Source organism: Paraburkholderia sp. BL27I4N3, from assembly GCF_003386115.1.
Classification (GTDB): domain Bacteria; phylum Pseudomonadota; class Gammaproteobacteria; order Burkholderiales; family Burkholderiaceae; genus Paraburkholderia.
In genome coordinates, this window is record NZ_QREJ01000001.1 from 5,235,670 (window position 1) to 5,249,300 (window position 13,631).

Below are 13,631 nucleotides of genomic sequence, written 5' to 3' on the forward strand. Positions count from 1 at the left end.
CGACGATGCTCGCGCGCTTCTCGCGACGTGTTGCTTCGTCCGGGCCGGCGTCCGATGCGGCGTCGGGTGCGTCCGGTCTCGGACCGGACACGCCTGCCGCCACCGCGATGGCAAAGGCGCGGCCATGGCTGCTGCTCGCGCCGATCCTGCTGTTTCTCGCCATCCTCGGCGCGGCGGCGCTGGTCGTGTTGCGCATGAGCTTCGGCACGCAGGGCAACGAGTGGCACGGCTTCACGCTGCAAAACTACGCGGACCTGCTCGACGGCTACTTCATGAAGTCGTTGTGGCTCACCTTGAAGCTCGCGTTCCAAAGCATGATCTGCGCTGTGCTGCTGGCGATTCCGGTCGCACTGGCCATGGCGCGCACGAAGTCGCGGCTCGCGCGGCGGCTTTTGCTGGCCGGCGTGCTGCTGCCGCTGCTCGTCAATCTGCTGCTGCAAGGCTATGGCTGGCTGATCATTCTCGGACCGGCCGGTCTGCTCAATCACGCGCTGCTCGGCAGCGGCCTCGTGCAACGTCCGTTGATGTGGCTGTACCGCGAAAACGGCGTGCTGCTCGGGCTGATCCAGACGGCGTTTCCGCTTGCCGTGCTGCCGCTTTCGAGCGCGATGCGCGCGGTCTCGAGTTCCTACGAAGAAGCCGCCGCCACGCTCGGCGCGACACGCTGGCAAACGCTGCGTCACGTGCTGTTGCCTTTGGCGATGCCCGGCCTCGTATCCGGCGCGCTGCTCGTGTTCGCGTACAACGCGAGCGCGTTCGCCGTGCCGCTGCTGCTCGGCGGACGCCGCGTGCCGATGCTCGCCGTGCTGGTCCACGATCAGGTCGCGCCGTTGCTGAACTGGCCGGCGGCCTCCGCGTCGGGTGTCGTTTTGATGATCGCCACGTTGACGGTGATGGCGCTGTCGCAGCGTCTCGTGCGCCGCACGCAAAAACTTGCCGAGGAGCCGCACGCATGAGCACGCCCGTTCAAACCGCTCCCTCGCGCATGCCGGGCTCGCCGCGCTCTCCACGCTCACCACGACTAACGGCCGTCATGCCCGGCCAGTTAGGCAAAGCGACCGCCCTGCTCGCGGCGATCGTGCTGTTCCTCGCTGCGCTGCCGATCCTCACAATGATCACCATGTCGTTCAGCGCGGCCGACACGCTCGAATTCCCGCCGCACGCCTACGGCCTGCACTGGTATCGCGCCGCGTGGCACAGCTTCGCGTCGCCGGACGCGAGCGACTCGCTCTCGATGGGCGCCGCCTTGAGCACGAGCCTGATCGTCGCGCTGTCTACCATGGTGATCGCCACGCTGGTCTCGGTGCCCGCCGCTTATGCGCTGAGCCGCTACCGCTTTCGCGGCAAGCCCGCGGTCGAACAAATGGTCGCGTTGCCGCTCGTCTATCCGCTCGTGATGCTCGGCCTGTCGCTGCTGCTGGTGTTCAACGTGCTGCCGGTCGAACTCGGCGTGTTCCGCCTGATCATCGCGCACGTGATTCTGGCGCTGCCGTTCACCGTGAAGAATTGCGCGGCGTCGGTCGCCTCGATCGGTCCTGAGTTCGAAGAGGCCGCCTGCGTGATGGGCGCGAGTCCCGGCCGTGCGCTTATCGACGTAATCCTGCCGCTGATGCGCCCCGGCATTCTCGCCGGCATGCTGTTCGCCTTCATCATCTCGTTCAACGAATTCACGGTCACGTTCTTCCTCTACGGCATCGATACGATGACGCTGCCGGTGTGGCTCTACAGCCGCACCGTGTCGTCGCTCGATCCGACCGTGTTCTGTTTCGCCGTGTTCATCGTCGCGATCGACTTCGCGCTGATCTGGCTGCTCGAAAAGCTGATCGGCGACGAAGGCGTTGCCTTGTGAACGGACGCGCTTGTAGCGCTTGATTGCTGGAGCATTCGATGACCCATTTAACGTTGCAGGCCGTGACCCGGCGTTTCGGCGCGGCGCATGCCGTCGACAATGTCGATCTGAGCGTGCCCGACGGCAAGCTGGTGTGCTTTCTCGGTCCGTCCGGCTGCGGCAAGACCACGCTGCTGCGCATGATCGCCGGGTTGGAAACGCCGACCTCGGGCACGATCCATTTCGCCGGACGCGACATCACGCGACTGCCCGCGAACCAGCGCGACTTCGGCATGGTGTTTCAGTCGCTCGCGCTGTTTCCGCACATGACGGTTGCGCAGAACATCGCGTATCCGCTGAAGTTGCGCAATACCGCGAAGGACCAGCAAACCCGCCGCGTGGCGGAATTGCTGGAACTGATCCAGTTGCCGCACATGGCGAACCGGCCCGTCACGCAACTCTCCGGCGGCCAGCGCCAGCGCGTGGCGATTGCGCGCGCGATCGCCTCGCAGCCGAAACTGCTGCTGCTCGACGAGCCGCTCTCCGCGCTCGACGCCAAGCTGCGCGAAGCAATGCAGGTGGAAATCCGCCTGCTGCAGCAGCGCCTCGGCATCACCACGATCATGGTCACGCACGACCAGCGCGAAGCGATGACGATGGCCGACGAAATCGTCGTGATGGAAAAAGGCCGGATTGCCCAGGTCGGCAAGCCGCTCGATATTTATCGCGATCCGGTCAGCGAGTTTGTCGCCGACTTCATCGGCCTCGGCAATATCCTGCCGGTCACCTACGACGGCGCGGGCGTCGTGAGCTTGCCGGGCGGCCGGCGCATCAGCGTCGCGCAACCGGCGCGCGTGCCGGAGTCGAGCAGCGATATCCGTCTGCTGATCCGCCCGGAAGACGTGTGCGTGAAAGCGGCCTCCGACGCGGCGGGTCCGAACCGGCTGCCAGGCACTGTGACGTTTATCCGCGACGTGGGTGCGTCGCTCGAAGCGACCATCGACTGCGCCGGCTTCACGTTGACGGCCGCCACCACGCCGCGCGAAACGCCGGGGCTCGCGCTCGGCACGCCGGTGCTCGCGGAATTGCCACCGCACGCGTGCAAACTGATCGCCGCCCGCGCGCCGCATTGAGCCGTACGCCACCGACCCACGCAAACTCGCCCATTCCAACAGCGACATTTACGACAGAGGACAGACCATGAACCACCGCCCCGCTCACCCGACCCGCACCCGCCGCGTGTTCGCCACGCTCGCCGCGACGCTGGCCTTCACCGCTCTCGGCGCGCTGTGCGCGTTGCCGTCGGCTGCGCATGCGGACGCGCTCGACAACATCGCCAAATCGGGCACGGTACGCATTGGCGTGTTCGAGGACTATCCGCCGTTCGGCTCGATCGGCCCGGACATGCAGCCGATGGGCTACGACATCGACGTCGCCAACCTGATCGGCAAGGCGCTCAACGCCAAGGTCGAACTCGTGCAGGTAACGGGCGACAACCGCATGGCCTATCTCGCCGACCACAAGGCGGACATGCTGCTGTCAGTCGGCCAGACGCCGGAACGCGAAAAGGTGATCGATTTTTCGCAACCGTACGCGCCGTACTACCTCGCCGTGTTCGGCCCGAAAGCCCTGCCGGTTAAGAACGCCGCCGACCTCGCCGGCAAATCCATTTCGGTCGCGCGCGGCACGCTGGAAGACCTGAGCGTGACCAAGATCGCGCCGCCCTCGGCGAACATCAAAAGATTCGACGATCCTAACGGCGCAATTTCGGCGTTCCTTTCTGGTCAGGTACAGTTGATGGTAGTCGGCAACGACGTCGGCGCCACGATTCTCGCGCGTCATCCGGCCAACGATCCCGAACAGAAATTCTCGCTGTTCAGCTCGCCCGATCACGTCGGTTTGAACAAGAACGAGCCGCGTCTGAAGCAGAAGGTCGACGAAACGATTGCCAAGGCCCGCAAGGACGGCACCATGAACGCGATTTCGCAGAAGTGGCTGCGTGCGCCGCTGCCGGCCGACCTCTGAACCTTTTTGCGCGGACCACGCAGCGTGGTCCGCGCCGGAGTTTGACCTCACGATGAGCGCCACGCCATGACCTATGCGTTCGATTTCAGCGGCTTCGGCCTCTATGCGGGGATGCTCGCGCGCGGCGTCGCCGTGACTTTGGGGCTGACGGCGGTCTCGACCGTGCTCGGCGGGATCGTCGGCATTGCCGGCGCGAGCGTGGCGGTGGCCGGGCCGAAATGGGCGCGCTGGGTGGTAGCGAGTTATGTGGAGTTGATCCGCAACACGCCGTTCATCGTGCAGTTGTTCTTCGTGTTCTTCGGCTTGCCGAGCCTCGGCATTCATATCGACGAAGTGCAGGCCGCGATTCTGGCCATGACCGTCAATCTCGGCGCTTATGCCATAGAGATCGTGCGCGCCGGCATCGATTCGATTTCGCGTGGCCAGGTGCAGGCGGCGCAGGCGCTCGGTCTGCATGGGCGGCAGGTGTTTCGCTTCATCGTGCTGCCGCAGGCCATCGCCAATGTGTTTCCCGCGCTGCTGAGCCAGGTGCTGATCGTCATGCTCGGCTCGGCGGTGGTCTCGCAGATCTCCGTGCCCGATCTGACGTACGCGGCCAACTTCATCCAGTCGCGCAACTTCCGTTCGTTCGAGAGCTACCTGATCATCACCGCAACGTATCTGGTGCTGTCGATCGTGTTGCGGCAAATCCTCAACCGGCTCGGCCGCGGTCTGTTCGCGGGCCGTGCGGCGCGCGGCAATGAAAGCGCGCCGCGTAACTGGCGCAATCGCCTGATGTGGCGCGGCGCCCGCACTCTGCCCACGGAGCGCTGATCATGGTCGAATTCACGCTGTGGGACATCGCCCGCAATCTGTTGCTTGCCGCGCGCTGGACTGTGTTGCTGTCGCTGATCGCGTTTGTTGGCGGCGGCGTTGTCGGACTGATTCTGCTCGCAATGCGCGTGTCGCCGATCGCCTGGCTGCGCCGCATCGTCGTGCTGTATGTGGAGGTGTTTCAGGGCACGCCGCTGCTGATGCAGCTCTTTCTGACGTTTTTCGGCTTGCCGCTGCTCGGTGTCGATGTGTCGCCGTGGGTCGCCGCCACCGTCACCTTGACGCTCTACACGAGCGCGTATCTGGTCGATATCTGGCGTGGCTGTGTCGAAGCCGTGCCGCGCGGCCAGTGGGCCGCGGGCGCGAGCCTCGGCATGACGTTCGGCCAGCAGTTGCGCTACATCGTGTGGCCGCAGGCGCGCAAAATCGCGGTGGCGCCGACGGTCGGCTTTCTCGTGCAGGTGGTGAAAAGCACCGCGCTCGCGTCGATCATCGGCTTCACCGAATTGACCAAGACCGGCACCATGATCACCAATGCCGCGTTCCGCCCGTTCCCGATTTACGGCATGGTCGCGATGATTTACTTCGCCATGTGCTTCCCGCTGACGTGGTACGCGCGAGTGCTGGAAAGACGGCAGAAGGTGGGGCAACATCGTTGATGCCTCGCTCCCGCGCATGAACAAAAAGCGGCGACCGAATGAAGCGGCGCCCTCTTTTTAACCGACTTGCTGAGTCATTTGGTTACGACCGGCCGCGTTCGCACGAGTTTTTCGATCACCCGCGATGCCGGCTGCCGCTTTGACGAACACATGCTTTACGCCGACCCGCTCTGGAATGTCGGCTTAGGCGGCAGGATAGCTGCGTAGCTGACCCGTGATGCTTGCGCGACGATCGTACGTTGGTCCAATGTCGAGGCTTCGCCTGTCGCCGCGCACCGGCGCTTCATGCCCTGCGCGAATGAAGATATCTGAAAAACTCTACGCCTTCCTGCAGACGCCGTTTCATCATCTCCCAACTTATCAGCATCTCGCGAACGATTTCCCAGATCTTTGTTGGTCTGAAATAAAAGCGTTTGTAGAATTCCTCGACGCCAAGGTAGATCTCTTCGCGCGACAGGTGCGGATAGCCGATAGTGGAAGCTTGGGTGCCTGTCGAATTGATGAGGGCGATGACCTTCCCTTCATTCAACCATCCGTTCTCGACCGCCTGCTTATGAAGGACGGTTCCCGGATAGGGCGCGGCGAGCGACACCTGAATCGTGTGGGGATTGATCTCTTTCGCGTATTCGATTGTCTTCTGGATCGTTTCGCGCGTCTCGCCGGGAAGTCCGAGAATGAACGTGCCGTGGATCTTGATGCCGAGCTTGCGGCAATCGTCACTGAACTGGCGAGCCATATCCGTTCGCAGGCCCTTTTTGACGTTCACAAGAATCTGGTCGTCGCCGGATTCGTATCCGACGAGCAGGAGCCGCAGCCCATTTTCTTTCATGACCTTGAGGGTTGAATATGGCACGTTCGCCTTCGCGTTGCACGACCACGTCACCCCTAACTTGCCAAGACCACGAGCGATCTCCTCGGCTCTCGGTCTGAGATCCGTAAAGGTATCGTCGTCGAACATGATCTCCCTGATTTCGGGCATGTTGTCCCTGATCCATTTCACTTCTGCGAGGACGTTCTCGACCGAACGCGTGCGGTAGCGATGCCCCCCGACCGTATGCGGCCATAGGCAAAAGGTGCACCTGGATTTGCAGCCTCGCCCTGTGTAGAGCGACAGATACGGATGCTTGAGATAGCCACTGAAGTAGTTCTCAGGCGTCAGGTCGCGCTTGTAGATCGGCGAGACGAACGGTAACTGGTCCATGTCTTCGAGAATCGGCCGGGCCTCGTTGTGCGTGATCCCGCCGTCGGCCAGGCGATAGCTCAGACCGAGAATCGATGCGAACGGGAGGCCCTGTGCGATCTCGCGACAAGTGAAGTCGAATTCTTCACGGCACACGAAGTCGAGTGCGTCGCTCGCGGCTAATGAGCCCTGAGGATCGACGGCGACTTTTGCCCCGATCATCCCGATGAGGATTGAGGGCTTCCGCTGCTTTAAGTGCTCTGCGAATTGAACATCAGTCTGGAACGATGGAGAGCTTGTGTGAATAATGACCAGTTCGTATTGCTGAGCAATATCGAGTGTCGTTTCCAGCGACAGGCCATCCGCGGGAGCATCCACGACGCGGCTATCCTCAATCAGCGCAGCGGGCTGGACTAGCCACGTTGGGTACCAGAATGATCGAATCTCGCGCTTCGTCTGGAAGCGTGAACCCGCTCCGCCGTCGAAGCCTTCATACGAAGGTGCCTGCAGAAACAGCGTTTTCATGAATGCCCTCGAAGAGAATAGTCTGCGTGGCCGGGATCAGTCACCCGCACGGACTCGCCAGGCCTCGGCGATGTTCGCCAAGTGTTTCGAAGCCTTCAAAAAGATGACAATGACTGCACAGTTGCCTTGGACGTCCTCGTCTCCTGTGAGCCCCGAGGGTACGGGGTACTGGCGCGCAGCGATTCGCCGCACCATCATATTCTCAGAGCCGCACGACAGTCGACGCGAAGTAGTAAGGCGGCGGCTATAGCTGGGGATCAGGAGGCGGATCAAGAATACTACGTCTTGGAGTGTCGGCAGGGCAAAAAAATTGACCTATTAACCTGCCAGCCGTCGCAGCGCGAATACGTTGGAAGTGGAAGGTGGTATCGACCCGGTGTCGACGCCCAGCTTAGCGAAACACACACTTAAAAGGCAACGCTGTGGCAATCGTAGCCGCGTTTGACGGCATTGGCGATTCATCCTGTACTAGACTATCTCTGCGCCGGCCAAGACTCGCCCCAGACATCAAAGGGTGTCCGGCGCCGCGCAGCACCGTGCCGTCGTCGAATCCCCTACGGAACGGCCAGCGGCAATAGCGACACGGATTCGCGCAATCACAGCGCTTGCTGCTGCAAAGCCGGAGACGAACCATGATGCAAGATCGAGTCAATACAGACGGTGTTCCTCTTGGTAATTGCAAGCACATCAGCCCGACCGAATTTTTGCTGATGGCAGGCTTTCTTACCTATCGTGCTCCGCTGGCGCCGATTGCCGCCCGAGTTGCGGCCCGACGCGTTCTCGATGCCGTGCTCGGGGCAGCGGCAGCTCACGGGTTCGCAGATTCGGACGCGCTCGAGACGATGATGGCGCGCGCCGAAAAGTCAGCGTACATGTGGAGGCTTGCGGAGCAGGCCGCCGCCGCCGTCGGGGACACGGTCGCTTACCTGCACGTGCTTCGATGCGCCGGCGTAACGCTGGAGGTGGACCCGTAGACGCGATCTTCGACGAACGTCCGCGCGTCGGTTCGATAAGACATCCCATCTATAGCAAACAGTTGGTCAGTAGAGGCTATTTGTACATCAGAACCCACAGCAGCGATGCCGGCACTTTGAAGCAACCCGCCTCCCGCATAGCCCAACTTGTGCGCGCGAATCGCTTTTGCTGCATCAATCTATTACCCGTTCGTCCTGAACAGACGACAACAGGCCGTCACTGTCGACTTCGAAACGGAAGCCGCGCCATGTGACACGCGACGACCAGAAACTCGCGACGAATATCGCAAAGGAAACGATATCCCACAGCGGCGACAGCCATAGATCGCGATGTGCATGACGCAGAACGCGGTCCGACACCAGCTCGAGCGCGAGCCTGGCGCCCATTGTCGCGAGGACGAGTTGCCACGACCACGCGGCGGCGCCGGACAACATCACGGCAAACAGTGCGAATGCGAGCGGGTGAACGAGCACCGACCCTAGATACCCGAGTGGATCGACACGGCGGATCGTGCGGCTCCAACGCAGTTCGTGCGCGATCAGCTGGCGCGCACTGCTTTCAACGCAGGCATGCGCGACCGTGAAGGGCGGGATCGACACCTTTTCGCCAGCGAGCCGCACCGCCTCGCCGATCGCATGATCCTCGGCCAGATGCCTGCCGAATTGCTCAAAGCCGCCGATCTTGTCGAGCGTCGTGCGTCGCATCGCGATGGTCTGTCCAAAACATGGCCGCGCGAGGCCCAGTTCGAGGGCGATTACCACGCCGGGAAGGAACTGGTAGTTGGTGGCTTTCGCCGAAAGGCGCGGCCAGAAACCCGCCTCGGGTTTGCCGCAATAAATGCACGTGACGAGTCCGACGCCCGGCTCCTGCAACTCGCCGATGACCTTGCCCAGGTAGTCCGGTGCAACGCTCACGTCGCTGTCAGCGAACACCAGTACGTCGTATCGCGCTTGCGGCATCATGTTCAGGATGTTGCTGATCTTGCGGTTCGGCCCATACAGCCGCGCATCGGCGACCACGGTGATGTGTGCTTCGGGATGCAGGCGCCGCAGGGCATCGACCGTGAGTAGCGCCGGATCCGCCGGGTCGTTCACGCCGAACAGAAACTGCACCGGGCCGGGATAGTCCTGGTGGCAAAAGCTCGAAAGATTGGCAAGCAGTCCCTGCTCGTCGCCGTACAGCGGTTTGACGACGGTGACTGGCGGATAGCTGCTCGGCACGCACGCCGAGCGCCGGAAAAAACGTCTGATTAGCAGGGCCGCGACGATCGTATAGGCGATTCCGAATACCGCCCCCGCGCCGCACACCACCGCCATGGCCGCGATCAAAAGACGCACGGCGCTCACGCTGCGTGGCCAGGCAGGAAGTGGAAGAACCTGACGCCCTCGCGAAGGCACCGCCTCGTTGCAAAACGTCGTGCCCGGACACGGCGCGGCGCGCAAAGCACCTGCGCATCGGCGGCGACTGACGCAGGCTGGGCATCAAACTCCACTGCACATGGTTCCTCGGTCCTCTCGATGAAAGCAAACGCAGGATCGAAATATTTATCGAAAACGTCGTACAACAGCGCCTGCAAGAATGAAGTTTTCATGAAGCCTCGCGTAAGCACCGCTAGTGCGCTTACAGTTTTTGACCAATGAAATGCTTGCAAGTAAAAACTCGCTCTGGACGAACTGCGCCGTGTAGATGGAGGTAAAACTAGAGCCTGCCTAGGGAGCGGTGGCTTCGCCGGAGCCCTCCGGGCTTAACTGCGGGACCGTGGTGCCGCCTTCGCTTGCACCGGGAGCGGAGGCTGGCACAATCACCGCCGGCGGGGTCGGCGCCAGCGCAGCGTCGACAAGGAATCCAGTCGACGTTAAGAAAATCACGGCTGACAACACAAAGCCCATTGAGCGCGCCTCCCGGTGCGGGTGACCCGTGCCGACGACCGGGCCATTCGCTTTCTGGCTTTTACAGCCTAGACCAAAATTGGCTAGTACGATGCATCATTTCAAACTGGGTATCAGCAACGCGTGAACGACGGTTCACGAACTGGCAACGTAAGCAATACTTTGCATATCGATTCGACTTCACTCCGCGAACCGTACTGCGACAAACCATTCACCGTGCCCGTGCGGCAAGGCGCTCAATGATCCGGTCAGCCATCGCGCGGTCGATGACTTCGAATGAGCGGCTCGTGCGCAGGTAGGCATACATGTCGCCCGTCGCGATGTCGAACCACCAGCCGCTCAGCACCAACGCCCCGGCAGTGACCTGCTGGCGCACGATCGGATAAGTCATGAGATGCTCGAGTTGCACAAGTACGTTGAGTTGCGACAATTGATCGTGCGGTTTCAGCCTGTCATCGAGTGGACCTTCGTGTTCGAGGCGAAACGCCGCAGTGTTGGCGTGGCACAGCCATTTATCGAGGTTCGGCGTTTTCAGCTTGGCGTTGCGTGTAGACACGGCTTTCATTGCACCGCACCCGGAATGCCCGCACACAACAATATTCGCGACTTTCAACACTAGCACTGCGTACTCGATCGCGCTCGCCTCGGAGAGGTCACCGGTAGACACTCCCTCTGCGGTCGCCGGCGGCACCAGGTTGCCGACGTTGCGCATCGTGAACAGATCGCCCGGATGGGTCGAGGCAAGCAGATCGGGTACAACCCGGCTGTCCGAGCACGTGATGAAGAGCGCGTCAGGCGCTTGCGAAAGCGCGAGCTTGCTGAACTGCTTCGCGTATTGCGGCAGCATTTTCTCGCGGAATTCGACGATACCCATTATGAGTTTGCGCACGGCTTGCCTCCGCAAGGCTAGTTGTTCGCCGGCGAGGCTGCCGAACCTCCAAGCCCTTGCGAGTCAGGGATACGTGCCAACGCCAGGTCCTCCGGAAACGGATGCTTCAATGCAATCGCGCGATCGAGCAGCATCAACTCGATGAGCAACGCGGCATGACGATGCTCCGGCAGCCTCTGGATGAGGTTCTCTAACGCCGCACGCAGACGCCGCGCGATTTGAATGCTGCCCGCGCCGCACTGTCGTATCTCGCGGAAACTGATGTGCACGAAGTCTTCCCATTTGGGCGTCCACAAGATCACACGCACCCGTCCCGACCCATCCACCATCTCTTCGATGTGCAAAGACCGTTTGCCCACCAGCCGCAATAGCCGGTGCAACTGATCGATCGCAAGCACCGCCGTGGTGGGATCGTTGATCGCTGCCGAAAGCGCTTTCAGCGCAATATCCACCAGGATGCGAAACGCGAACATAGGGTCCTGCTCCATCGTGCGCTCCGTTCCGAAAGCAACGAGCGCGCGCAGCCTGCCGTCGTCGATTGCGCCAGAGTTCCCGTACAAATAGAACAAGGGTTCGCCCATCGCGACGAAATCACCGACTTGCGGCACGAATTCGATGACTGCGTCGGCACGCCTTGCCTTGGCCACCAGCATTTCCAGATTCAAGGCCAGAACGATGCCGGACTTGCCGTGGTGACGAACAATGTGGTCCGGCACGTCTCGCTCTTTATCACGATTCGCGGGAGTCGCTCCGTCCGCAGTCGGGGCCGGATAAACGCTCTCGATGACGGCGATCCCTTGCTCTCCGACGCGAGCCACAAGACTCACGGGACGCAGAAATTTCGCGGCGTAATCAATCAGGAAAAGGAAAGCGACGACCGAAGCGAACCCAAATAGCGCCGCAATGAACAACTGAAGCTGGTGTACCTCATTTTCCCCCATCCACGCCAGCGTTCTATTTGCAAACAGCAGTGTGAAAACGAACAATCCCGAGATGCCACGAATGATGTTGTCGCGCAGCAGTGTCGTCGCGATGATCCGCGGGGTGTACTGACCGCCAGCGACCTGGATTGCGACGAGCAGCGAACCGAACGTAAACACCAGAAACGCCATGTCTGCGGAAACGATGTCACCGAGCAACGACCGCGCGCCAGTCATGGACAGCCCAAGAAAGCCGGTCTTAGGATCAAGGCTCCCCTGCCTGATCATCCACCTGCCCACCATTTCGGTCGCAGGCTTCACCACGGCATAGATCGCGACGGCGAAGAGCGGCACGGTCCACAGCGAAGATCTCAGATAGCTCTTCAAACTGTACCAGCGATTCCAGCCCATGCCTGCTATCTCCCTACGATTCATATTGCAGCGGACACCCGTCGGTGTCCAGTCCAGCGCTGCGGGAACGTCCATGACCTCCTTCTCTAGCCGCGGTGCGCGACCGGCGGACAGACGGACCTCCCTGACACAATATGTTCCCTGAACTTCAGGCCGGTCAATGAGACCTTAGGCCCACAGAATAGGGACGTCGAGCTCAACTACCGTAATCGGCACCGAAATCTATCGGCTCGTTCAGCGATACAATTGGGCGGGCTTCGATGTAGCCTGCTCCTGGTGCTGCGAACGGTTGAGCGGTCGTGACGCGCCGGGTCGGTTGTCTCGAACTATTGTGCTGGCACGGAATGGCGGTCTCGTGGAAGACAAGCAGAACGATCTAACTGACAGGAGTGTGTCATGCTCGTTCGGTACGCTGTGTGGCAGGTTGCAATTGTGCGGGCCATGGCGAGGTCGCTTGAAATGCCCGCGCTCCCGGCGCGTCGGCCCCGCCGCGCAGCATGGATGTGCGGCGCTCTGACCTTCGCCCTGCTGCCGTGCCCGTCGAATGCGCAGACCGCGCCGAGCCAACCGCCGGGGAGTGCCGTGGTCGGTGGAAATGTGAAGCAACATGCCAACGCTGTGCTCTCCATCATGACCTACACAACAGTGCCCGACGTTACGACCAGTAACCTGTCGGTCAATAACGGCACTACGGGCAATCCCGGCTTTGGTCAGACGCAGTTCGGGGGCGGCTTCACTATCAGCAAGTCGTTCCCGTTGTACATGGAGGGCACGCTCGCCTATAGTCGTTACGATCCGACCTTTGTGGCTACAGAGGGCGCGGAGCAGCGTCCGGTGCCGACACGATGGAACACTTTCAGCGGCACGGTGGGCCTCGGCTGGGATTTCCGGATCACAAATGAACTGGTGTTCCGTCCGATCCTGAACGGTACGATCGGACGTGTTTCAAGCGATCTGAAGGTGGGGCAGTCGATCTTCAATCACGTCACTGATCGCAATCTACAGTTTCTCGAGAATGGCTCGCTGGACGCGTACGGCTACGGTGGCTCACTCATGCTCGACTACGAGCATTACCGCGAAAACTACGAAATCGATGCCGAACTGCGTGCCACCGACATCTACCTGCGCAGTTTCGGCGGTTCATCGGAGGCAGTTCAGGGATCGGCCATGGCGCAGCAACTGAGCCTGTGGACACGCTGGCGGGCCCCCACCGGCTGGCACGCGCTGGACCGGCCGATCCGCTATGTGCTGGAAGCCGCGTACTCGCACTATTATGGCGACAGCGCCGGCGTGCTGGGGTTCAATGACCTCACGTCGTTGGGAGTCGGGCTTGAACTCGATAGCAGCAGGTATCCCATCATCATCACGCGCACGCGCGCGATGGTGCGATACGTGTTCGGACACAACGTGCATGGCGTTTCATTCGGGTTTGCAATGAGTTTCTAGCTCTTTTGGACCGTCGCCCTCAAATCCCGGTTTGTCAGCATCAGCAGCACGTTGCGAGCGGCTGGCTGACT

13 protein-coding genes are annotated in these 13,631 nt (G+C 61.3%); 8 read left to right on the forward strand and 5 right to left on the reverse strand.

What is annotated here, in order from left to right; all coding sequences use genetic code 11:
• Positions 1 to 5 precede the first annotated feature (5 nt).
• The 6 genes from B0G71_RS23860 (at position 6) to B0G71_RS23885 (ending at position 5,325) form a co-directional block, all read left to right on the forward strand.
• Positions 6 to 956: an ABC transporter permease gene (locus B0G71_RS23860; protein ID WP_404935479.1), complete on the forward strand. Its 951-nt coding sequence runs from the start codon at positions 6 to 8 to the stop codon at positions 954 to 956.
• Positions 953 to 1,849 (forward strand): ABC transporter permease, encoded by an 897-nt coding sequence (locus B0G71_RS23865; RefSeq protein ID WP_116144678.1) that lies wholly within the window; start codon positions 953 to 955, stop codon positions 1,847 to 1,849. Before B0G71_RS23860 ends, B0G71_RS23865 begins: the two co-directional genes overlap by 4 nt.
• Positions 1,850 to 1,887: 38 nt before the next feature.
• Positions 1,888 to 2,961, forward strand: coding sequence for an ABC transporter ATP-binding protein (locus B0G71_RS23870; RefSeq protein ID WP_116144680.1), 1,074 nt, complete (start codon positions 1,888 to 1,890; stop codon positions 2,959 to 2,961).
• Between the two features lie 67 nt (positions 2,962 to 3,028).
• Positions 3,029 to 3,853 (forward strand): transporter substrate-binding domain-containing protein, encoded by an 825-nt coding sequence (locus tag B0G71_RS23875; RefSeq protein ID WP_116144682.1) that lies wholly within the window; start codon positions 3,029 to 3,031, stop codon positions 3,851 to 3,853.
• Positions 3,854 to 3,919: 66 nt separating this feature from the next.
• A complete protein-coding gene (locus B0G71_RS23880; RefSeq protein WP_106277825.1) occupies positions 3,920 to 4,666 on the forward strand; it encodes an amino acid ABC transporter permease in 747 nt (248 codons plus the stop codon).
• Positions 4,667 to 4,668: 2 nt separating this feature from the next.
• Positions 4,669 to 5,325, forward strand: coding sequence for an amino acid ABC transporter permease (locus B0G71_RS23885; protein WP_116144684.1), 657 nt, complete (start codon positions 4,669 to 4,671; stop codon positions 5,323 to 5,325).
• Positions 5,326 to 5,608: 283 nt separating this feature from the next.
• Here B0G71_RS23885 and hpnJ read toward each other — a convergent pair whose 3' ends face one another.
• Complete coding sequence (hpnJ, locus tag B0G71_RS23890; protein WP_106277829.1) at positions 5,609 to 7,030, reverse strand: hopanoid biosynthesis associated radical SAM protein HpnJ; 1,422 nt, start codon at positions 7,028 to 7,030, stop codon at positions 5,609 to 5,611.
• A 632-nt stretch (positions 7,031 to 7,662) separates the two neighbouring features.
• Between hpnJ and B0G71_RS23895 the strand changes: the two genes are divergently transcribed.
• Entirely contained in the window at positions 7,663 to 8,004 is a 342-nt protein-coding gene (locus B0G71_RS23895) for a hypothetical protein (RefSeq protein WP_116144686.1), read from the forward strand.
• Between the two features lie 174 nt (positions 8,005 to 8,178).
• Here B0G71_RS23895 and hpnI read toward each other — a convergent pair whose 3' ends face one another.
• The 4 genes from hpnI to B0G71_RS23915 form a co-directional block, all read right to left on the reverse strand.
• Positions 8,179 to 9,351: a bacteriohopanetetrol glucosamine biosynthesis glycosyltransferase HpnI gene (gene hpnI, locus B0G71_RS23900; protein WP_116144688.1), complete on the reverse strand. Its 1,173-nt coding sequence runs from the start codon at positions 9,349 to 9,351 to the stop codon at positions 8,179 to 8,181.
• Positions 9,348 to 9,596 (reverse strand): hypothetical protein, encoded by a 249-nt coding sequence (locus B0G71_RS23905; RefSeq protein ID WP_116144690.1) that lies wholly within the window; start codon positions 9,594 to 9,596, stop codon positions 9,348 to 9,350. The genes hpnI and B0G71_RS23905 overlap by 4 nt, the downstream gene beginning before the upstream one ends.
• 509 nt (positions 9,597 to 10,105) lie before the next feature.
• Positions 10,106 to 10,783, reverse strand: coding sequence for a carbonic anhydrase (locus tag B0G71_RS23910; RefSeq protein ID WP_116144692.1), 678 nt, complete (start codon positions 10,781 to 10,783; stop codon positions 10,106 to 10,108).
• Positions 10,784 to 10,800: 17 nt separating this feature from the next.
• Positions 10,801 to 12,189 carry a DUF2254 domain-containing protein gene (locus tag B0G71_RS23915; RefSeq protein WP_258875651.1) on the reverse strand — a complete coding sequence of 463 codons (1,389 nt, stop codon included), beginning with the start codon at positions 12,187 to 12,189 and terminating at the stop codon, positions 10,801 to 10,803.
• A gap of 384 nt (positions 12,190 to 12,573) precedes the next feature.
• Here B0G71_RS23915 and B0G71_RS23920 point away from each other — a divergent pair, with 384 nt between their 5' ends.
• Positions 12,574 to 13,560 carry a hypothetical protein gene (locus B0G71_RS23920; RefSeq protein WP_404935480.1) on the forward strand — a complete coding sequence of 329 codons (987 nt, stop codon included), beginning with the start codon at positions 12,574 to 12,576 and terminating at the stop codon, positions 13,558 to 13,560.
• Positions 13,561 to 13,631: the final 71 nt, after the last annotated feature.

Excerpts from the sequence above, each read along its gene's own strand:
- hpnJ (WP_106277829.1), bottom strand. The coding sequence starts at position 7,030 with ATGAAAACGCTGTTTCTGCAGGCACCTTCGTATGAAGGCTTCGACGGC.
- B0G71_RS23885 (WP_116144684.1), top strand. The coding sequence starts at position 4,669 with ATGGTCGAATTCACGCTGTGGGACATCGCCCGCAATCTGTTGCTTGCC.
- B0G71_RS23920 (WP_404935480.1), top strand. The coding sequence starts at position 12,574 with ATGCCCGCGCTCCCGGCGCGTCGGCCCCGCCGCGCAGCATGGATGTGC.
- B0G71_RS23905 (WP_116144690.1), bottom strand. The coding sequence starts at position 9,596 with ATGAAAACTTCATTCTTGCAGGCGCTGTTGTACGACGTTTTCGATAAA.
- B0G71_RS23915 (WP_258875651.1), bottom strand. The coding sequence starts at position 12,189 with ATGGACGTTCCCGCAGCGCTGGACTGGACACCGACGGGTGTCCGCTGC.
- B0G71_RS23860 (WP_404935479.1), top strand. The coding sequence starts at position 6 with ATGCTCGCGCGCTTCTCGCGACGTGTTGCTTCGTCCGGGCCGGCGTCC.
- B0G71_RS23865 (WP_116144678.1), top strand. The coding sequence starts at position 953 with ATGAGCACGCCCGTTCAAACCGCTCCCTCGCGCATGCCGGGCTCGCCG.
- B0G71_RS23875 (WP_116144682.1), top strand. The coding sequence starts at position 3,029 with ATGAACCACCGCCCCGCTCACCCGACCCGCACCCGCCGCGTGTTCGCC.
- B0G71_RS23895 (WP_116144686.1), top strand. The coding sequence starts at position 7,663 with ATGATGCAAGATCGAGTCAATACAGACGGTGTTCCTCTTGGTAATTGC.
- B0G71_RS23870 (WP_116144680.1), top strand. The coding sequence starts at position 1,888 with ATGACCCATTTAACGTTGCAGGCCGTGACCCGGCGTTTCGGCGCGGCG.
- B0G71_RS23880 (WP_106277825.1), top strand. The coding sequence starts at position 3,920 with ATGACCTATGCGTTCGATTTCAGCGGCTTCGGCCTCTATGCGGGGATG.